This window comes from Acidovorax sp. sif1233, from assembly GCF_019218755.1.
GTDB lineage: Bacteria > Pseudomonadota > Gammaproteobacteria > Burkholderiales > Burkholderiaceae_C > Acidovorax.
In genome coordinates, this window is the sequence record NZ_JAHUWZ010000009.1 from 179485 (window position 1) to 199598 (window position 20114).

Annotated in this window: 19 protein-coding genes; 9 read left to right on the plus strand and 10 right to left on the minus strand. The window is 66.9% G+C overall.

The features are described 5' to 3' along the window. Positions 1 to 59: 59 nt before the first annotated feature. The 3 genes from rlmD to KW843_RS23535 form a co-directional block, all read right to left on the minus strand. On the minus strand, positions 60 to 1523 hold the full coding sequence (rlmD, locus tag KW843_RS23525) for a 23S rRNA (uracil(1939)-C(5))-methyltransferase RlmD (protein ID WP_218297560.1): 1464 nt from the start codon (positions 1521 to 1523) through the stop codon (positions 60 to 62). A 68-nt stretch (positions 1524 to 1591) separates the two neighbouring features. Further along, a complete protein-coding gene (locus tag KW843_RS23530; protein ID WP_218297561.1) occupies positions 1592 to 1912 on the minus strand; it encodes a hypothetical protein in 321 nt (106 codons plus the stop codon). A gap of 116 nt (positions 1913 to 2028) precedes the next feature. Beyond that, positions 2029 to 2502, minus strand: a complete 474-nt coding sequence (locus tag KW843_RS23535; protein WP_218297562.1) for an Lrp/AsnC ligand binding domain-containing protein — start codon at positions 2500 to 2502, stop codon at positions 2029 to 2031. Positions 2503 to 2646: 144 nt separating this feature from the next. Here KW843_RS23535 and putA point away from each other — a divergent pair, with 144 nt between their 5' ends. Further along, entirely contained in the window at positions 2647 to 6411 is a 3765-nt protein-coding gene (gene putA, locus KW843_RS23540; protein ID WP_218297563.1) for a trifunctional transcriptional regulator/proline dehydrogenase/L-glutamate gamma-semialdehyde dehydrogenase, read from the plus strand. Between the two features lie 61 nt (positions 6412 to 6472). On the opposite strand, the gene KW843_RS23545 is transcribed toward putA, so the two are convergent. Further along, positions 6473 to 7195, minus strand: a complete 723-nt coding sequence (locus KW843_RS23545) for a 2'-5' RNA ligase family protein (RefSeq protein WP_255594900.1) — start codon at positions 7193 to 7195, stop codon at positions 6473 to 6475. A 235-nt stretch (positions 7196 to 7430) separates the two neighbouring features. Here KW843_RS23545 and KW843_RS23550 point away from each other — a divergent pair, with 235 nt between their 5' ends. From KW843_RS23550 to KW843_RS23575, 6 genes are all read left to right on the plus strand, one after another. Next, positions 7431 to 8318 (plus strand): hypothetical protein, encoded by an 888-nt coding sequence (locus KW843_RS23550; protein ID WP_218297564.1) that lies wholly within the window; start codon positions 7431 to 7433, stop codon positions 8316 to 8318. Positions 8319 to 8819: 501 nt separating this feature from the next. Further along, the gene (locus tag KW843_RS23555; RefSeq protein WP_218297565.1) at positions 8820 to 9098 is read left to right on the plus strand and encodes a hypothetical protein; all 279 of its coding nucleotides are present in this window, start codon (positions 8820 to 8822) and stop codon (positions 9096 to 9098) included. Between the two features lie 467 nt (positions 9099 to 9565). Further along, a complete protein-coding gene (locus KW843_RS23560; RefSeq protein ID WP_218297566.1) occupies positions 9566 to 9742 on the plus strand; it encodes a hypothetical protein in 177 nt (58 codons plus the stop codon). A gap of 103 nt (positions 9743 to 9845) precedes the next feature. After that, positions 9846 to 10592: a zinc ABC transporter ATP-binding protein AztA gene (gene aztA / locus KW843_RS23565; RefSeq protein ID WP_218297567.1), complete on the plus strand. Its 747-nt coding sequence runs from the start codon at positions 9846 to 9848 to the stop codon at positions 10590 to 10592. Further along, positions 10589 to 11461, plus strand: coding sequence for a metal ABC transporter permease (locus tag KW843_RS23570; protein WP_218297568.1), 873 nt, complete (start codon positions 10589 to 10591; stop codon positions 11459 to 11461). Before aztA ends, KW843_RS23570 begins: the two co-directional genes overlap by 4 nt. A gap of 1 nt (position 11462) precedes the next feature. Beyond that, entirely contained in the window at positions 11463 to 12377 is a 915-nt protein-coding gene (locus tag KW843_RS23575) for a metal ABC transporter substrate-binding protein (RefSeq protein ID WP_218297569.1), read from the plus strand. 174 nt (positions 12378 to 12551) lie between these two features. Here the strand turns inward: KW843_RS23575 and KW843_RS23580 are convergent, their stop codons facing one another. Then, positions 12552 to 13454: a LysR family transcriptional regulator gene (locus tag KW843_RS23580; RefSeq protein ID WP_218297570.1), complete on the minus strand. Its 903-nt coding sequence runs from the start codon at positions 13452 to 13454 to the stop codon at positions 12552 to 12554. Between the two features lie 130 nt (positions 13455 to 13584). Between KW843_RS23580 and KW843_RS23585 the strand changes: the two genes are divergently transcribed. Continuing rightward, entirely contained in the window at positions 13585 to 14448 is an 864-nt protein-coding gene (locus tag KW843_RS23585; protein ID WP_218297571.1) for a pirin family protein, read from the plus strand. A gap of 140 nt (positions 14449 to 14588) precedes the next feature. Then, positions 14589 to 15278 (plus strand): hydrolase, encoded by a 690-nt coding sequence (locus KW843_RS23590; protein ID WP_218297572.1) that lies wholly within the window; start codon positions 14589 to 14591, stop codon positions 15276 to 15278. Between the two features lie 116 nt (positions 15279 to 15394). On the opposite strand, the gene KW843_RS23595 is transcribed toward KW843_RS23590, so the two are convergent. The 5 genes from KW843_RS23595 to KW843_RS23615 form a co-directional block, all read right to left on the minus strand. Next, positions 15395 to 16159 (minus strand): SDR family oxidoreductase, encoded by a 765-nt coding sequence (locus KW843_RS23595; RefSeq protein ID WP_218297601.1) that lies wholly within the window; start codon positions 16157 to 16159, stop codon positions 15395 to 15397. A gap of 385 nt (positions 16160 to 16544) precedes the next feature. Continuing rightward, positions 16545 to 16916, minus strand: coding sequence for a hypothetical protein (locus KW843_RS23600; RefSeq protein ID WP_218297573.1), 372 nt, complete (start codon positions 16914 to 16916; stop codon positions 16545 to 16547). 136 nt (positions 16917 to 17052) lie between these two features. Continuing rightward, a complete protein-coding gene (locus KW843_RS23605; RefSeq protein WP_218297574.1) occupies positions 17053 to 17496 on the minus strand; it encodes a DNA-binding transcriptional regulator in 444 nt (147 codons plus the stop codon). Between the two features lie 314 nt (positions 17497 to 17810). Next, complete coding sequence (locus KW843_RS23610; RefSeq protein WP_218297575.1) at positions 17811 to 19013, minus strand: serine hydrolase; 1203 nt, start codon at positions 19011 to 19013, stop codon at positions 17811 to 17813. Then, complete coding sequence (locus KW843_RS23615; RefSeq protein WP_218297576.1) at positions 19010 to 20056, minus strand: dienelactone hydrolase family protein; 1047 nt, start codon at positions 20054 to 20056, stop codon at positions 19010 to 19012. Before KW843_RS23615 ends, KW843_RS23610 begins: the two co-directional genes overlap by 4 nt. Positions 20057 to 20114 lie beyond the last annotated feature (58 nt).

Here is a 20114-nt window from a genome sequence, read left to right on the forward strand (position 1 = left end):
GCTCTCCCCCCGTGCGCGGCCAGGCCGGCGCACACCGGCTGCGGCGGCCCTTTCTCCCCTCAGGCGCGGTCGAACACCGCCATGCTTTCCACGTGCGCCGTGTGCGGGAACATGTTCACCATGCCGGCCGCCGTGCAGCGGTAGCCCGCCAGATGCACCAGCAACCCGGCATCGCGGGCGAGCGTGGCGGGATTGCAGCTGACATAGACGATGCGTTTGGGCGGGGTCCAGCCTTCGGCCCCGGCGGGCAGCGGGCCCGCGCCCTCGGCGCCGATGCGCGCCTGCTCGATGTCGGCGAGCGCCTTGGCCAGCGCGAACGCGCCTTCGCGGGGCGGATCGACCAGCCACTTGTCAGCCGCGCCGTCGGCCACCAGCATCTCCGGGGTCATCTCGAACAGGTTGCGCGCTACAAAATCAGTAGCTGCCAGCGCTTTATGGTCCTGCGCTGCAGCCTGATTCAATGCATAGTTCTCGCGCGAGCGGGCCACCAGGGCCTCGCTGCCCTCGATGCCCAGCACCTCGCGCGCCTGCGTGGCCAGCGGTAGCGTGAAGTTGCCCAGGCCGCAGAACCAGTCGATCACGCGCTCGTGGGGCTGCACGTCCAGCAGGCGCAGCGCGCGGGAGACGAGTACGCGGTTGATGTGCGGGTTCACCTGCGTGAAGTCGGTCGGCTTGAACGGCATGGTGATGCCGAAATCCGGCAGCGCATAGGAAAGCTGCTCGCCGCCCTCCTCGAGCAGCTTCACCGTGTCCGGGCCCTTGGGCTGCAGCCACCATTGCACGCCGTGCCCGGCGGCGAAGGCGCGCAGCCGGGCGATGTCGCCGGCGCTCAGCGGCTCCAGGTGGCGCAGCACCAGGGCCGTCACGCTGTCGCCGCAGGCCAGCTCGATCTGCGGGCAGGTGTCGCGCGCATCCATGTCGGCGATCAGGGCCCGCAGGGGCATCAGCATGGCGTCTACATGGGGCGGCAACACGGGGCACTGCTGCATGTCCGCCACGTAGCGGCTCTTGCGTTCATGAAAGCCGATCAGCACCTGGCCCTTCTTGATCACATGGCGCACCGACAGCCGCGCACGGTAGCGGTAACCCCAGGCGGGGCCTTCGATGGGGCGCAGCACGGTGCCGGCCTTGACCTTGCCCAGGTGCCACAGGTTGTCTTCCAGCACCCGCTGCTTGACGGCCACCTGGGCGCCCACGTGCAGGTGCTGCATCTTGCAGCCGCCGCAGGCTCCGGCATGCAGGCCAAAGTGCGGGCAGCCGGGGCGCACGCGCTGCGACGATTCGCGGTGGATCGCCGTCAGGCTGGCCTGCTCCCAGTTGTTCTTCTTGCGGTGGGTGTTGGCGGTGACCAGCTCGAACGGCAGGGCACCGTCGATGAAGATGACCTTGCCGTCGGGCTTGCGGGCGACGCCCTGGGCATCCAGGTCCATGGACTGGACCTGCAGCCAGCCCTCGGGCAGATCGCCGTGGGAATCCTGCGCGGTGGGTTCAAACGAGGGGGATAGTTCTTTCGGTTCGCTCATCCCCCGATTGTCTCAGGCCCGGGCCGGTGCCTGCCCGGGGATCGCCGCAGCCTGCCGGCTCGGTCAGGTCAGCCGCGGTCCGCGCGCGCGGGGCGGCCGCCGACGGATCCCATGGATCCCGTGGCGCCCTGCGCCGACGCCAGGGGCAGCTTGTTGACGGTGAGGTCGCAGTTGTAATTGTCCGGCGTGAACACCAGCGTGGCGCCCGGCGCCACCAGCGGCAGGGTCTGGTGGATCTGGTAGGACATGTCCACCGGCGGTTCGGGCGCGCGGTACACGATGTCCTTGTCGGGGCCGTAGACCACGTAGCACGAAGCCGCGGCCGACTGGCTGAAAAGGGCGCCCAGCAGCGCGGCGGCAGCGGCAGTGGCGTATGGGAAGCGGGTCATGGTTCTTCTCCTCGATCTGGCATGTCTGCCTGGGATTATGGAGGCTTTGGCGTGCCGAGCCAATGCAGCCGTGGCTCCATGGCAGCGGCGCGCACCGCCGGGCCCCGCGCGCCCCTTCAACGCAGGTGCAGGTGGTTGGTGTGCTTGACCTCTTCCATCACCGCATAGGTGCGTGTCTCGCGCACCCCGGGCAGTTGCCACAGGACCGCGCCTGCGAACACGCGGTAGGCGTTCATGTCGGCCGAGCGCGTCTTGAGCAGGTAGTCGAACCCCCCTGCCACCATGTGGCACTCCATGATCTCGGGATGCACCTGCACCGCCGCCTTGAACTGGTCGAACACATTCGGCGTGGTGCGGTCGAGCAGCACCTCCACGAACACCAGCATGCCCGCCCCCAGCTTCAGCGGGTTGAGCCGCGCCTCGTAGCCCAGGATGAAGCCGTCGCGCGTGAGGCGCTGTACGCGCGCCAGCACCGCGGTGGGCGACAGCGCGACGGCGTCCGCCAGCTTGAGATTGGCAATGCGCCCATCTTCCTGCAGGATTGACAAAATCTTGCGGTCAATACGGTCCAGATCGGTTTCCATCGTCATTTTGGATAGTGATTTATTCTGACAGACCGCCTATTTTCGACCATTTATTCATCCACAGACCAAGGATCATCGCATCCAGCCGCCCCCGGCAGGCCCTGGGGGCCCAACCCACCAATACCCCTGATACCCACCGAAAGACACGCCATGACGCAGCCCACCGGCGCCCTGCCCTCTTCCACCAGCCCCGCCGGCTTTGCCCCGCGCTCGCCCCTGGCCAGCCCGTTGCGCGCCGCCATCACCGCGGCCTACCGGCGCCCCGAGCCCGAGGCCCTGGCCCCGCTGCTGGCGCAGGCCCGTTTGCCGCAGGCGATGGCGCAAGCGGCCGGGCAGCTGGCGCTGCGCATTGCGGGCGCCCTGCGCAGCCGCAAGAGCGCCGGGGGCCGCGCGGGCATCGTGCAGGGATTGCTGCAGGAGTTCGCGCTGTCGTCGCAAGAAGGCGTGGCGCTGATGTGCCTGGCCGAGGCGCTCCTGCGCATCCCCGACAAGGCCACGCGCGATGCATTGATCCGCGACAAGATCAGCAACGGCCAGTGGGAACCCCACCTGGGCAAGAGCCCTTCGCTGTTTGTGAATGCGGCCACCTGGGGCCTGCTCATCACGGGCAAGCTGGTGGCCACGCACAGCGAAGGCAGCCTGGGCGCATCGCTCGGCCGCCTGATCAGCAAGGGCGGAGAGCCGCTCATCCGCAAGGGCGTGGACATGGCCATGCGCATGATGGGCGAGCAGTTCGTGACCGGCGAGACCATTGGCGAAGCCCTGGCCAACGCCCGCCAGATGGAAGGCGAGGGCTTCCGCTATTCCTACGACATGCTGGGCGAGGCCGCGCTGACCAGCGAGGACGCCCAGCGCTACTACGCGTCGTACGAGCAGGCCATCCACGCCATCGGCAAGGCATCCGCCGGGCGCGGCATCTATGAAGGCCCCGGCATCTCGATCAAGCTGTCGGCCCTGCACCCGCGCTACAGCCGCGCGCAGTTCGCCCGTGTGATGGACGAGCTGTACCCGCTGGTGCTGCGCCTGACCGAGCTCGCGCGCAGCTATGACATCGGCATCAACATCGATGCCGAGGAGGCCGACCGGCTGGAGCTGTCGCTGGACCTGCTCGAACGCCTGTGCCACGAGCCTTCACTGGCCGGCTGGAACGGCATCGGCTTCGTGATCCAGGCCTACCAGAAGCGCTGCCCCTTCGTCATCGACTACGTGGTGGACCTGGCGCGCCGCACGCAGCGCCGACTGATGGTGCGCCTGGTCAAGGGTGCCTACTGGGACAGCGAGATCAAGCGCGCCCAGGTCGACGGGCTGGACGACTACCCCGTGTACACCCGCAAGGTGCACACCGACATCTCGTACATCGCCTGCGCAAGGAAATTGCTGGCCGCGCCCGAGGCCATCTACCCGCAGTTCGCCACGCACAACGCGGAAACACTCGCCACCATCTACCACCTGGCGGGCCACAACTACTATGCCGGCCAGTACGAATTCCAGTGCCTGCACGGCATGGGCGAGCCCCTGTACGAGCAGGTGGTGGGCGCCGTCACCGCCGGCAAGCTGGGTCGGCCCTGCCGCATCTACGCCCCCGTCGGCACGCACGAGACCCTGCTGGCGTACCTGGTGCGCCGACTGCTGGAAAACGGCGCCAACACCTCGTTCGTGAACCGCATCGCCGACGAGACCATCGCGCTGGAGGACCTGGTGAAGAGCCCCGTCGAGGTGGTGGACCAGCAGGCCGCCGCAGAAGGCGGCGCAGGCCTGCCCCACCCGCGCATCGCCACGCCACGCGGCCTGTACGGCCCGCACCGCGCCAACTCGCGCGGGCTCGACCTGTCGAACGAGAACACCCTCGCGCAACTGGACGCGATCCTGCAGGCCACCGCCAGCCAGGGCTGGACCGCCGGCCCCTTGCTCGGCGCCGACGCCGCGCCGGGCGCGCCGATGCCCGTGCGCAACCCCGCGGACCACCGCGACGTGGTGGGCCAGGTGCAGGAGGCCACGGCCGCCGACGTGGATGCGGCCCTGCAACACGCCCTGCGGGCGGCCCCCTTGTGGGCCGCGACGCCCCCGGCCGAGCGCGCCGCCACGCTCGACCGTGCCGCGGGCCTGCTGGAGGACCGCATGCAGCCCCTGCTGGGTCTGCTGATGCGCGAAGCAGGCAAGAGCTGCAGCAACGCGGTCGCCGAGGTGCGCGAGGCGGTGGACTTCCTGCGCTACTACGCCGCGCAGGTCGAATCCACCTTCGACAACACCACCCACCTTCCGCTGGGCCCCGTGGCCTGCATCAGCCCCTGGAACTTCCCGCTCGCCATCTTCATGGGTCAGGTGGCCGCAGCCCTGGCCGCCGGCAACCCCGTGCTGGCCAAGCCGGCCGAACAGACCCCGCTGATCGCCGCCGAGGCCGTGCGCGTTCTGTGGCAGGCGGGTGTGCCGCGCGGCGTGGTGCAGCTGCTGCCCGGCCAGGGCGAGACCGTGGGCGCCCGGCTGATCGGCGACCCGCGTGTGATGGGCGTCATGTTCACCGGTTCGACCGACGTGGCGCGCATCCTGCAACGCGCCATCGCAGGCCGCCTGGATGCCGCCGGCCGCCCCATCCCCCTGATCGCCGAGACGGGCGGGCAGAACGCGATGATCGTGGACTCGTCGGCGCTGGTGGAGCAGGTGGTGGCCGACGCGGTCTCCTCCGCGTTCGACAGCGCCGGCCAGCGCTGCTCGGCCCTGCGCGTGCTGTGCGTGCAGGAGGACGCCGCCGACCGCGTGGTGGAAATGCTCAAGGGCGCCATGGGTGAACTGCGCATGGGCAACCCGGGCGCGCTGCAGGTCGACGTGGGCCCGGTCATCGACGCCGAGGCCCAGGCAGGCATCACCGCGCACATCGATGCGCTCAAGGCCAGGGGCCATCGCGTGTTCCAGCAGTGCCGCTGCAGCGCCGATGAAACGGCCCAGGGCACCTTCGTGCCGCCCACGCTGATTGAACTCCACGGCATCCAGGAACTGCAGCGCGAGGTCTTTGGGCCCGTGCTGCACCTGGTGCGCTATGCCCGCAACGACCTGGACCAGTTGCTCGACCAGATCAACGCCACCGGCTACGGCCTCACGCAGGGCGTGCACACCCGCATCGACGAAACCATCGCCCGCGTGGTGAGCCGCGCCCATGCGGGCAACGTCTACGTGAACCGCAACATGGTGGGCGCCGTGGTGGGCGTGCAGCCGTTTGGTGGCGAGGGCCTGTCGGGCACGGGCCCGAAGGCGGGCGGGCCGCTGTACCTGCTGCGCCTGCTGTCGCGGCGCCCGGCCGATGCGCTGGCACGCACCTTCGCCGCGGCGGACCGCACGGCGCCACCCGACGTGGCAGCGCGCGAACCCTGGCTGGCGCCCCTGCACGCACTGGAGCAGTGGGCACACACGCAGGGCCGCCCCGCGCTGGCGGACACCTGCCGTGCGTTCGCCTCCGCCACCCAGAGCGGCACGGCGCGCACCCTGCCCGGCCCCACGGGTGAGCGCAACGTCTACACCCTGGCCCCCCGCGCCCGCGTGCTGTGCCTGGCCCAGGCCGAAGGCGACCTGCTCACGCAGACCGCGGCCGTGCTGGCCTCGGGCGGCAAGGCCCTGTGGCCTTCCACCCAGGCGGGCTTGCGTGCACAGCTTGCCCCGGCCGTCCAGGCCAGCATCGCGGTGGCGGATCAGGTGCTGGACGACGGCCGCATCGAACTGTCCGCCGTGCTGCACCATGGCGATGCGGCTTCGCTGCACGCGGTGTGCGAGGCGCTGGCCCGCCGTCCCGGCCCCATCGTGGGCGTGACCGCATTGCCCCCAGGCGCCACCGACGTGCCGCTGGAGCGCCTGCTGATCGAGCGCGCACTGAGCGTGAACACCGCTGCCGCGGGCGGCAACGCGAGCCTGATGACGATTGGCTGAGGTGGCCGTGCCCGCAGGATCTGAATAAAAACTGCCCCCACGGCTTATCCTTCAAGCGCTGTCAGCTACTTTTTTTATAGCGATTGATCTGAACACCCCGCGGCGGCAGATCTTCGCCGGCCGGCGCGGATTGCCGGCCCTGCTCCGCCTGAAAAAAGGCCGGCTGGTCCAGGCCCCAGCGCCCCAGCACCTGGTAGGGCCCGGGCGAGCCGCGGCGGTTGTAGAGCAGCTGGAAGGCATCCACCCTCCAGTCAAGAGGCTCCACGCCGTGTTCCTCCACGGCAGAAGGGCCGTAGAGCAGCGTCATGTGCGGCGTGAACGATGGCTCGGCGCGCGCTGGCGCAGGGCCTGGCACGCACGCCCGCAGGGCTTGGCGCAGCGCCTGGTGCAGCGCCACCATGCCCGCCACGCCGGTTTCGCTGCCGCACAGGACCAGGGGCCGCCTGGACTGGCGCCCCTGAAAGCTCAGGCAGCGGTCCAGCCGCAGCGAAAACGCCGGTGCGCGAACTTGCGCGGCGGCCGCACACGCCCACCAGACCTTGCGGGGGCTGAACTCGGCATCCCATCCGAGCGAGGCCAGCGTCACATGCAACCGCTCGGTGCGCACCCTGTGGCCCTCCTCCACCTGGCGGGCGGCCGTCTCCTGGTCGCACAGCCGGACAGCGCGGGCGGCCACGGCGCCATCCGCCAGCACGGCGAAAAAGAGGTGGTGGTCATGGCGCCGCGCGGCTGGAGACAAGGGCAGGTTCTCCATCCCCGGCAGCCACCGCAGGCCGTCAGACATCCCGTTGGCTCCTGAAAAAAGGTGGCGTCCCCACGGCATACCGCTCCTTGCGGACAAGGGTGGCACCGGTACGGACTCGCCCACCGCAGCCCACTGGCCAAAAAGTACAGTTTTTACGCCTCTTACCGGAGGATTGCCAAGGACGAACTGGGAGACCATCGGAGCAAGGCCCAAAGAACCCTCGCCGGCCCAGTGCCACGCCATGGATCGCCCGCCCCACCGAAGGAGTCGCAAGATGTTCGATATTTCACAAGCCACCAACATGCTGACGTCCCTGGGCGTCTCCAGCACCCTGGCGGCCAAGGCGGCCGAACGCACAGCCCAAAAGCATGCGGACGCCGATCCCCTCACCTTCCTGAAAGAGTTGAAGACCACGCTGGAAGAACTGTCCGCGGAAGGCTCCCAGGGCAAGACGGCGGGGACGGCGGCGACACCCACCACGGTGTCGGAGACCCAGCCCTATCAACCAACCGCCGCCCTGTACAACAAGGACTCCGGGGCCACCACACAGGCCTCGGCCAAGGCCCCCTTCAGCAACCTGGAGGAATTCCGCGAGTGGGAAGACGGCCTGGGCGACACCTTCGCAGCAGACTATGAGCCACCAGACTATGTCAAGGTTCTTTCTCTATCACTTTCTGCGGGAGATGAGCGCACCGTCAGCCGCTACATGTTCTTCAAGAACCATCCCGAGTTTGCCGCTGACTACGAAGCCATCCGCAGCGGCAAGTTGTCCAAGTTCCCCACGGACGGTTCCACACTGGTGAAAAGCGACCTGTCGACGATGACCAAGGAGACGGCCACTTTCTACAAGAAGAACCCCGCCCAACTGCTTGCGGCAGAGGGCTTCAATATGGATCCAACGCTCGTCAAGATGCGCATGGACGGAAAGATTGACGCTCCAGAGGGCGTCCAAGTATCCGAATGGCTCATGGACAACAAATGGACCAAGGACGGGGTTGTTTCCCAGAACAATCGCGTGGTTCTTGCCCGATCCGACTACATCGGCCTGGATGGCAAGGGCGCCGGCACCTATCGTCTGGGCAAGTACGATACGGTGACGGGGAACATTATCGATACCGACGGGCGGGCCTACGATCCGCTCACCGGTGAAGTCCAGGCATAGAAACCCACGGACACCTTCCACCAACATTGAGCCACGCGGCGACATTTCCCGCATGCGGGCACCACGGACGCTTCTTTCAGCGCTGCATTGACAGCATGCCTCGATGTCCCGCGCATCCTGCAGGGCGACGCCCAATTCCGGCAAGGCGCTGGCGGGCCTGATCTTCTGCGTGGGCATGCGCCATCGGGCGAGATTCTCCGGCGTGTTGGGCAGCGTCCTTGCGATCGGGCTACAGCCCGCAATGCCCTTGAGCGGCGGCCCCGCGAAAACCGCAGGCCTCGTCGCGGGCCTGCCTTGATGGCCGCAACACGCGTTCAGTTTCTCTGGCGGGGTGGGTGAAGGAGCGTGACGCAGGCGCGGTCCGCATGCGGTTCTGACCCGCAGCTTGGCGCCTTCGCTACGCCTTTCTCCTACATCGCACCGGGAACCCATGGCAACACCCGGGCCCGCATGGGAAGATAGCCTGAGCACCACCGGACAGAAATAGGAAACCGAGTCGCCATGAGTATCGTCGTCTACTGGCAAGAACAGCCCGGGGTGCCTGGGATGGAGATTTTTGACTCCGGAAAACTCCAGGCCGCGCTGGCTCTGTGCGAGATCAAACGCAAGGAAGGAAAGCGCCATGTGTGCATCTCGAGCGAACTGGCGGAGAGCGTGGGGCATGCCGGTGTGAATACGGTGGCAGATCGGCGGCTGCCAGATGGCTCGCCCTACGATTGGACGAAGTCCCACCGTGGCGCGGGCCCCCAAAATCCTGGAGGCAAGACCGGCGGGCAGTGAAATCCCGCTAAGAGGAAGCTTCTGCCCTGGCCACCCGGTGTGCAGCCGCGTCGCCGCACTGCCGCCCGCCAGCCCAAGCGACCCACTGGATGATTTTTCAACGTACCCAAGGGGCTGCCATGATCAATCCCATCCCCGCAAAACCCCAGACGCACGAGCCCGAAGCTCCGGAGAGGCCGAATCCTGTGCCGAGCGAGTCCGAGCCGGAAAGCCGCCCCGTCCCCGCCTCGGTGCCAGAGAAGCCCTGCGAGGTGAAGCCCGCGTATCCCGAGCCGGAGATTCCCGGCCAGTAGCGCGGGCTGGACGCCCGCGCGGGCGCCTCCATCGGCAGCACGCAACACAACGCCTGCGTGGCCTGGATCGGCCCGTGATTCCTGTACGCCCCACCCGCCCAGGCGAGCACCCCGTATCCAGCGTTCCAGACCCTCTTATTGCAATTGATAATTCATTTGCAATAATATGAACCCATGGAACACCGCCACCATCCCTACTTTCATCGCAAGGCCTGGGAGCGCACGCACCCGATTCGTGCCTGCCGGATCTCCATGGGCGGCATGGTGACGCAAGGCCTGGCCGCGCAGCGCCACGGTATGGTTTTGCAGGGGCGCTGCGCCGACTGCGCGGCCGAAGCGGCGGGCGCATGAGGGGTGTCGCAAGCCTGCTGATGGCCGGCGCCTGGAAACGGGTCGTGGGTGCGCTGGCGCTGATCGCGCTGCTGTGGCTCGCCGTGGCCTGGGCCATCTCCTGATGACAGCCCTCCCCCAACACGCGGCGATCCGCCTGCGCAACCTGACCGTGGCCTACCGCGGCCACCCGGCCGTGCACCACCTGTCGGGCGACTTCGCACCGGGTTCGCTCACCGCCATCGTCGGGCCGAACGGCGCGGGCAAGACCACCTTGCTGGCGGCCATCATGGGGCGCGTCTCGCCGGTCGAAGGGGAGGTGCAGCGCGCCGCCGGCCGCATCGCCTGGCTGCCGCAGCAGGTCGAGATCGACCGCAGCTTTCCGATCCGCGTGTTCGATCTGGTCGCGCTGGGCCACTGGTCGCGCGTCGGAAGCCTGCGCGGACTCGACGCGCCGCAGCGCGAGGCCGTGCACCACGCGCTCGATGCGGTTGGCCTGGCCGGCTTCGAACGCCGCGGGATCGCCGAACTGTCCGCAGGCCAATTCCAGCGCGTGCTGTTCGCGCGCGTGCTGCTGCAGGATGCGCCGGTGATCCTGCTCGATGAGCCCTTCAACGCCATCGATGCGCGCACCACCGCCGACCTGCTCGCCGTGGTGGCCCGCTGGCACGCCGAGTCTCGCACCGTCATCGCGGTGCTGCACGATCTGGAACAGGTGCGCCGGCATTTCGACCGAACGCTGTTGATGGCGCGGCGCTGCGTGGCCTGGGGACCGACAGCAGAGGTGCTGCACGCCGAGCACCTGTTCCGCGCCCGGCAGATGGCCGAGGCCTGGGACGACGATGCGGCGTTGTGCGAGGAAGCCGCGTGACGCTGGCATCCCTGCTCCTCCAGCCGTTCTCCGAGTACGGCTTCATGCGCCGCGCGCTGGTCGCGACGCTAGCCCTGAGCCTCGGCAGCGCGCCGATGGGCACGCTGCTGGTGCTGCGACGCATGAGCCTGGTGGGCGATGCCATGGGCCACGCGCTGCTGCCGGGGGCCGCGCTGGGGTTTCTGATCGCCGGCTTCTCGCTGCCGGCCATGAGCCTGGGCGGTTTCTTCGCGGCGCTCGCGGTCGCGCTCGCAGCGGGCTTCGTGACGCGGACCACGTCGCAGCGCGAGGACGCGAGTTTCGCGGCCTTCTACCTCATCGCGCTTGCGCTGGGCGTGCTGATGGTCTCGACGCACGGCAGCAGCGTCGATCTGATGCACCTGCTGTTCGGCACCATCCTGGCCGTGGACGATGCGGCGCTGCTGCTCATCGCCAACGTCGCCAGCGTGACGCTGGCCGTCCTGGCCGTGATCTATCGGCCGCTGGTGGTGGAGTGCCTGGACCCTGGATTTCTTCGCAATGTCGGCGGCCGCGGCACGCTGGTGCACGCCGTCTTCCTGGTGCTGACCGTGGCGAACCTCGTGGCGGGCTTCCAGGCCCTGGGCACACTGATGGCCGTCGGTCTGATGATGCTGCCCGCCACGGCGGCACGCTTCTGGGCGGCGGAAGTCTGGAGCCTGGCGCTGGTGGCGGCCGTCATCGCGGCGCTCTCGGGCTTCATCGGCTTGCTGCTGTCGTACCACGCACAGTGGCCGTCGGGCCCGGCCATCGTGCTGGTCGCGGGCATCGCCTATCTGCTCTCCGTCGCCGCGGGCCCCCGCGACGGCCTTCTCTGGCGCCACCGGCGCCGTCCACACCGCAAGGCCTGACATGACTCTCTCCCGCCGATCTTCCGTCGCGGCGCTGCTGCTGGCACTGGCTGCCTCTCCCGCGTTGGCGCAATCCGAACGGCCGCTGCGGGTCGTGGCCAGCTTTTCCATCCTGGCGGACATCGTTCGCGAAGTCGGCGGCGATGCCGTCGACGTCGTCGCCCTGGTCGGCCCCGATGCCGATGCGCACGTGTTCCAGCCCAGCCCGGCGGACGCCCGCCACCTGGCCCGCGCCGACCTGGTCGTGGTCAACGGCCTGGGGTTCGAAGGCTGGATCGACCGCCTGGTGCGGGCCTCGGGCTATCGCGGCAAAGTGGTGATAGCGAGCCAGGGCGTGAAGCTGCGCAAGGATGGGCACGGCCACGGGGGCAAGCCGGGCCACGGCAGCGACCCGCACGCCTGGCAGGACCTCGCGAACGCTGAGCGCTACGTTGCGAATGTGCGCGACGCGCTGGGCGGCCTGCGGCCCGCTTCTGCGGGCGTGTTCGCGCAGCGCGCGGCGCGCTACACCGAGCAGATCCGGGCGCTCGACCGCGAGGTGCGTGCGCAGCTCGCGGCCGTGCCGCGCCCCAAGCGCCGGGTGATCACCTCGCACGATGCCTTCGGCTACTTCGGTGCGGCCTATGGCGTCGACTTCCTGTCGCCGCAGGGCGTGAGCACCGACGGCGAGGCTTCGGCCGCCGATGTGGCGAAGCTGATCGACCAGATCCGCCGGCAGGACGTGCGCGCGGTGTTTGTCGAGAACATCACCGATCCGCGCCTGGTGGAGCGCATCGCGAAGGAAGGCGGCGCGGTGCTGGGCGGCAGGCTGTACTCCGACGCGCTCTCGGCGCCCGGCACCGAGGCCGACACCTACCTCAAGCTCTTCGCGCACAACGCCAAGGCGCTGGCTTCCGGCCTGGCGGGGACGCGGTGACCGACGGATTGGCAGCCCACCCCGCGGCCTCGGGGCGCGCACCAGACTCCGTCTGTTCCGGCGTTGCCCATGGGCGTACCGCGAACGCGCGGTGCATGAGTTCTTCATCCCGTTGACGGTGACCGGCTGCGCGGCAATGCGGCGGCTTGCCCTTCCAGCACAGCCCCTGGCAGCTCAGTCCTCGTCCAGCGCCTGAAACCGGTCCGCCAGGAAATCCACCAGCGCCCGCACCGCCGGCAGCAGCCCGCGCCGCGAGGCGAACACCGCGTGGATGATCTCGCGGCGCGGCGCCCAGCCGGGGATCACGTGGATCAGCTGGCCGTGCTCGATCTGCTCGCGCACCATCATGGAGGGCAGCTGCACCACGCCCACGCCTGCGATGGCGGCGGCCCGCAGCGCCAGCATCCCGCGTGTGATCAGGCGCGGCCGGTGGCGAATGGCCGCCCGGGCATCCTCGGGGCCGACAAGGTTCCACACATGCTCATGCTGCGGCAGGCCCAGGTCCATGCTCGGCAGGCCCGCCAGGTCGGCGGGTGTTTTTGGTATGCCATTGGACAGCAGGCGCGGACATGCCACCAGGCATTGCCCGCGCTCCGCAAGCACGCGCATCACCAGGTCGCTGTCCTCGATCGGCGGCGGACGCACGCGGATGGCCACGTCGATTCCCTCGCCCACCACGTCCACGCGCCGATTGGTTTCCTCCAGATGGATCTCCACGCGCGGATGCGCCACCATGAAAGCCGCCACCATGTCGGCGATGCGCGCATCGAGCAGCGCCACCGGGCAGGTCATGCGCACGATGCCCCGTGGTTCGGCATGCGCCAGCGCAATGGCTTCGTCGGCGGCCTCGGCCTCCACCAGCATCGCCTTGCAATGGCCATAGTAGGTCTGGCCGGTCTCGGTGACGGCAAAACGCCGGGTGGACCGCTGGATCAGGCGCGTCCCCAGGCGCTCTTCCAGCAGCGCGATGCGCCGGCTCAGCTTGGACTTGGGCATGCCCAGCGCGCGACCGGCCGGCGCGAAGCCGCCGTGGTCCACCACCTGCACGTAGTAGTAAAGATCGTTCAGGTCTTTCATCAGGGACAGGCCTTATCGTTCCTTAAATAGAACTCTGATGGCAAATATTGCCAACTACCAGGATCATCGTTCAAACCATATTCTCTATCCATCGGCCAAGATCTTTGTCTGGCGACGCAAGGAGATGCAAATGAAGAAAGTTCTCGGTGTCTACAGCGCTCCCCGTCCACACTGGGTGGGCGATGGTTTCCCTGTCCGCTCGCTGTTTGGCTATGACGGCCTGGGCCAGCACCTGAGCCCGTTCCTGCTGCTCGATCATGCGGCGCCGACGCCCTTCGGGCCAGCCGTGCGCCCTCGCGGCGTCGGCCAGCATCCGCACCGAGGCTTCGAGACCGTGACCATCGTCTACCAGGGTGAACTGGAGCACAAGGACTCCACCGGTGCGGGCGGCCTGATCGGCCCTGGTGACGTGCAGTGGATGACCGCCGGCGGCGGCATCCTGCACGAGGAATTCCACTCGCGCGCCTTCACCGAACGCGGGGGCACCATCGAGATGGTGCAGCTCTGGGTCAACCTGCCCGCGAAGGACAAGATGGCCGCGCCGGGCTACCAGACCCTGGTGGATGCGCAGATTCCAACCGTGGACCTGCCCGAGGGCGCGGGCCGGGTGCGGGTGATTGCCGGCGAGTTCGACGGGCATCGCGGCCCGGCGCGCACCTTCACGGCGATGAACGTGTGGGACATCCGCATCGGCCAGGGCAGCGTGGGCCGCTTCGACGCGAAGGACGGCCATACGCTGGCACTGGTCGTGCTGCACGGCACGGTGCTGGTGAACGGGACCATCGCGCGGGAATGGCAACTGGTGCACCTCGACCGTACCGGCAGCGGCGTGGAGATCGAGGCCCACAGCGATGCGACCGTGCTGTGGCTGTCGGGCGAGCCGATCGACGAGCCCGTGGTGGGCTACGGCCCGTTCGTGATGAACAGCGAGGCCGAGATCCGCCAGGCCATGGCCGACTTCAACAGCGGCCGCTTCGGCCTGATGACGGCCTGAGCACACGAGGCTTTCCAGAAGGAAGGCCTCCCCTCTTTTCCCTTCGGCGCGGTGTTGGCTTTCCGGACTTGCTGGCCGGAGGGACACGGCTGCGTCCCATCCGCCCATCCCGGGCAATTTGCAAACTCCAGGAGATGACCATGAACACCCCCAACACCATCGCCAACTTCAGCGGCGCACGACCGATCATCGACCCTGACAACGCGGCGATGCTCCTGATCGACCACCAGAGCGGCCTGTTCCAGACCATCAAGGACATGCCCTTCACCGAGGTACGCAGCAACGCGACGACGCTGGCCAAGGTGGCGACGCTGGCCAAGATGCCGGTCATCACCACGGCCTCGGTGCCACAGGGTCCGAACGGCCCGCTGATCCCCGAAATCCACAAATACGCCCCGCACGCGCAGTATGTGGCGCGCAAGGGCGAGATCAACGCCTGGGACAACCCCGAGTTCGTCGCCGCCGTGAAGGCCACGGGGCGCAGGCAGCTCATCATCGCCGGCACCATCACCAGCGTGTGCATGGCCTTTCCGAGCATCGCGGCGGTGCATGAGGGCTACCAGGTGTTCGCCGTCATCGATGCCTCGGGCACCTACTCGAAGATGGCCCAGGAGATCACGCTGGCGCGCATCGTGCAGGCCGGGGTGGTGCCGATGGACACGGCCGCCGTGTGTTCTGAGGTGCAAAAGACCTGGAACCGCGACGATGCGCTGCAATGGGCCGAGGCCTACAGCGCCGTGTTCCCGCCCTACCAGCTGCTGATTGAAAGCCATGCCATGGCGCAGGAAGTGGCAAAGAGCCACGAGCCACTGGATTCGCAGCGTTCCTGAATCAGGGGCGGAACACGCCGTGGGGGTGAGCGCTCCACTTCAGCAGCAGGTGTAGCAACGGTTGCCCCCGCCAGAGCCATGCATTGCACGTCCGCAGGCATCGCCCTGAATGGATCTCACCCTCGCCCGACAAACGGCATCCTGGTGGCCATCACCGTGTGAAACAGCACGTTCGCCTCCAGAGGCAGGCTGGCCATGTACAGCACCGACTGCGCCACGATGTCGGCATCCATCAAGGGTTCGATGGCGATTTCCCCATTGGCCTGCGGCACCCCCTTGGCCATGCGCGACGCCAAGTCCGTCATGGCATTGCCAATGTCGATCTGGCCTACCGCGACGTTGTATGCGCGCCCGTCAAGTGCCGCAGTTTTCGTCAGACCCATCACGGCATGTTTTGTCGCGGTGTAGGCGGCCGAGTTGGGCCGGGGCGCGTGTGCAGAAATCGAGCCATTGTTGATGATGCGCCCGCCCTGCGGGGTCTGATCGCGCATGGTCCGAAAGGCCTGCTGCAGGCAATAAAACATGCCGTTCAGGTTCACATCCACCACGTCGCGCCACTGCTGCGGTGTCCAGTCCAAGAAGGAGCCGGATGGATTGCCTCGTCCCGCATTGTTGAACAGCAAGTCCACGCGCCCGAAGCGGGCGACGGCCTGTGCAAAGAGGCTTTCCACGGCGGCGGGGTCGCACACATCGGTGGGTACACACAGCATGCGGGCTCCCGCGCCAAAGCTTGCCTGGGCCTGCGCAGCCACTTCTTCCAGGAGTGCGGCGCGGCGCCCTGCCAGCACGACGCAATAGCCGTTGCCCGCCAGGGCGAGTGCAACAGCCTTGCCAATACCGGAACCGGCGCCCGTGACCACGGCAACTTTTTCAGCGTTCATTCTTGGTGTCCATTCAATTTCGGGAAGACTGGCGGGCAAGCGCGCCATGCAGAAAGTCTAGCGGCACCGCGCCGAGGATGTCGGGTCGAAACGGGATCTCCTTGCGCTGGCTTGGCTGGCGGCTCTTCTCACGCAGTTGCGGCACCGCCCTCGGGATTTTTTTGCCGTGTGTGCTCCCGCAGGGTTGCCTTCAACGCCTTCTTCGCCACGTCAACGTGGGCGACAGGGGGCACCTTCCACAAGTTCAACAGATCGTCGTCGAGGGTCCGCTCTGGTTGCACAACGTTTGGGTGGGATGCCGAGGGACGCCGCAGGTCTCATCACGCGCCAAGGGGTTCGGCACTGCTGCCGCTCGTCAAAGAGCTGGGAGACGGAAGCGCCCCCCTCACGGGGCAGGCGCAGGGGCCGTGGAGCCTTCGGGAAGGCCTTCGCGCCAGACCTTCACGCTGGGGAACTCGCGGGTGCAGCCAGTGCACACCAACCTCTCCGCGTAGCGCATTGCTCCGGCAGCATCCCGCGCGACGACGCGCCGGTAGCTGGTTGCGCCGCAAAAGCTGCAGCGGTTGGTGGAGGTTTGCTTTTGGGGCTGCATGGAGAGGAATTTGTACATCGACTTCAGGGACGCACCGGCCAGCCCGTTGGCCGGGTGCCGGTACAGCTTCTGCGAAAAAAAGGGGGCATGCAGTGTGCCGATGATAGATGCGGACGGCCCGGCCGGTGCGCCGCGCAGGCAGTTGGCGGGAGGGTCATTGGGCATTCCCCGGCGGCACCGCGCGAAAAACCTCCCGATCGGCAGCCAGAGAGAGCGACGCAAGCCCAGGCTTTCAACCTCTGCCCGGGCGCCTGCGGATGATGGGCTTTGACCGTTCGCATCCAGACGGCGCAGAGCGCCTTCAATCCAGTGCGAGCGCTGCCAGCGCCTTGCGCGGCCCCATCTCGCGCACCTCGTCAATCCAAGCCAATTGCGCCGCACGCGGGGTGACGCCGCGCGTCTCCCATTTGTAGACCGACAGCGAAGAAACGCCCAGCAAGATGGCCAGTTGCGCCTGCGTGATGCCCAGCGCCGTGCGCATCTGGCGGAGCACATCGGGCTGGAATTCGCCGTGCGGCTTCGCGGATACGCGCTCTGCAGACGCAGCCTCCCGCTCCGCCGCTTTGGGGACATACCGCCGGGTGGCCTTGAGCTGAGACGCCAGCGCTTTGACCTCGCGCTTGAGCACCGCGATCTCGGACCGGTGGCTGGTGACTGCCTTGCGCATGCCCTGTAGTTCGGGTCTAAGCTCCTTGCGGGCCATGCGGATCACCTCGGCGTGAAAGGCACTGGAAAAAGTACTCATGGCGGGGATCGTATGTGAAAGCCCCTCCCGGTGATGGGAAGAGGCTATGCACTCCGGTGGGCCCCAGTCTGCGCATGCAGCAGGCATCCTGTATGCGGACGGACCGCAACCAGAATGCCTCCCAGAAGAACTGGCGATGGTCCGAAGGACGCCAGTTCACTCCCACTCAATCGTCAACGACTTTTTTCCGGTGGACAGCCTTGGATGCCGTTGCTTCTGATTGGTCATTGATCTGAAGGCCGAAAAATCGCCGATACCGTCACCAGTACCGTCATGGAAATTCACAACAAATAGTGTGATTGCACCATCGTCCATCAAAGGTCAACACCTTGCTGTGCAGTATAACGTGCGACCTGGCCCCACTCTCGCGCAAGCTCATACACCTCGGGAATCCACGCCTCTCTGCTGGAGAACACCACCACCATTCGGTCGTTGCCGTAGTTCCAGCCGATACGCTGACCACCCCAGCCAGTGGCCCATGCGGTGCCCGGTGCCGTCGTGTTTTCCGTCCATACCAGGTAGCCGTAGCCGCCGAACATCCGGCCATGCTTGCGGGCTGCTGGGTTGCGGTCGTTGCCGATCTGCTTGGCCATCGCGGCCTTCACGAAGTCTCCAAAGCATTCCGACTTCTTGGACGACTCTTTGACCCATGCCGCGAACCGCATCCAGTCTTCCATGCGCAGCCGCATGCCGGAGTCCCCCAGCCCATTCTTGGCGCGGTCTTGTGAGTACAGCCCCGGATGCGCTGCCCCCATGGGATTGAGCACCTGTTCTTGAATCCACTGGCTCAGTGGCATGCCGGTTGCGCGGCTCACCATGAGGCCTAGCGTCATGGGGTCTGTGGATTTGTACGCGAATGCCTCGCCGGGCTTGTACTCTGAGAACGCGCCGCGCGCAGCCTTGGAGATGCGATCCGTCGCAATCAACTCTGCGAGGTTCAACAGGCCCTGGTTCCAGTCCTTGGTCTGCTCTGGCGTCCAGATGGTGCTATCGCCGTTCTGCTCTGCCGCCCCCGATGCCATGCGCAGCAGATCGTGCACCGTGGCATTTCCTAGTGCCTTGCCCTGCAGTTCCGGCAGCACGTCACCGGCCTTGGACTGCAGCGTGAGCTTGCCTGCGCATATGGCTTGACCCACCGCCATGGCCGTGACCGTCTTGCCCATGGACATGCCGAAAAACAGAGACTCGGAATCGGCCGGGGCGTTGAACGCGGAGTACACGACGGTGTTGCCGTCCATCAGCGCGAAGGCTTTGGCGGGCCGTTGGCCGACCAGGGTACGGGCGCGGTCCACGAGGGCCCTTTCTCCGGCCGACGGTGCACGGGTGTTGAGCGTGCTCGGGTTCGGGCTGGGTTGCGTGATCTGGAACCAACGCGGTCCGGTCTTGGCTAGCAGCCATTCGTCGGGGGCTGCGGCACCGCCATCGGCCACTGGAGTGACTTGCGCCATGGCCTGAGCGCAGAAAGTCAGGGCCGCAGCCGCCAGCAGCCGCAAGGAGTGTTTGGTGGTGCGCTTCATTGGATGCCTTTCAGAAATGCCAGAACGTCTTTCACGGCTTGCTCGCGCGCCTTATCGTTGCTCTCCACCGTGATCCAAGAGGTCTGCTTGCACGTCGGCATGTAGGCGTTCCACTCCTTGTCGTCGGTGAACGTCTTCCCCGATGCCTTGTCGTGCGCTGGCCCCCAACTGCTGCGATCATTGGCTCCGTAGGGCATGCGCACGTCCATGGAGCAGAGATTGAAGTTGCCCTCGTTGTATTTCTTCCAGGGCTGGTTGAGCCGGTCGAAGACATGTGTTGCCCCGGCATAGACCTTGTAGCTGACCGGATGGCCTGCCGCCGCGTACTCGTCGGCCAACTCCATGCAGGGCTTGGCCGGGGTCATGTCGTCTTTCTCACCCAGCACCATCAAGATCGGAGCCGGTAGTTTGCTGTGCTGATCCACCCGGTAGCGCATGTTGCAACCGGGATAGACCGCGACGCCACCAGCCCACTTCACATTGGCGGGAAGCACATGCTGCTGATAGGTCGGCCATGCGGCATCCAGCAAGGCTTGCCCGCCGCGCGACCAGCCCATGTGGAAGATGCGGTTGCGGTCGATCTGCGGGTGGGTTGCCAGTAGCTTGAGCGCATACAGTGCGTCCGTGGTGTTCGCCATGGTGTTCCAGGTCAACTGTTTGGTGGGGCCTGTCACGCGGTCTTCGCCACGCGGCTTGAAGCTGTCCACGACGAACACGGCATAGCCTGCATTGTTCAGTGCTTTGGCCCATACATCGAAGTACACGCCGCTGACACCCTCGCTGCCGTGAGAGAACACCACTGCTGGCACCTTGCCGTCCGAACGCTGGGTCGGCATCAGCAGATCGCCGTAGACCGTGACCTCGGGACCCAACCGGCCACGGATCAGGGCCCAGCGGTGATCGGGCGTGGAAGAACTGAACTCGATGCGGCCGGTTTGAGCGCCGCTGAGGTCGGCAAGCGGCGCTGCAGTCGCCAAATTCGCACTCAGCGCGCATGTCATAGCAAGCCAGCCTTGCACGGTTCTGTTCAGTATGGTTCTCATCCCCGTTCCCCCTTTTGAATCTGGAAGTTTCTCACAATGAAGAATTTACTCTGTCGTA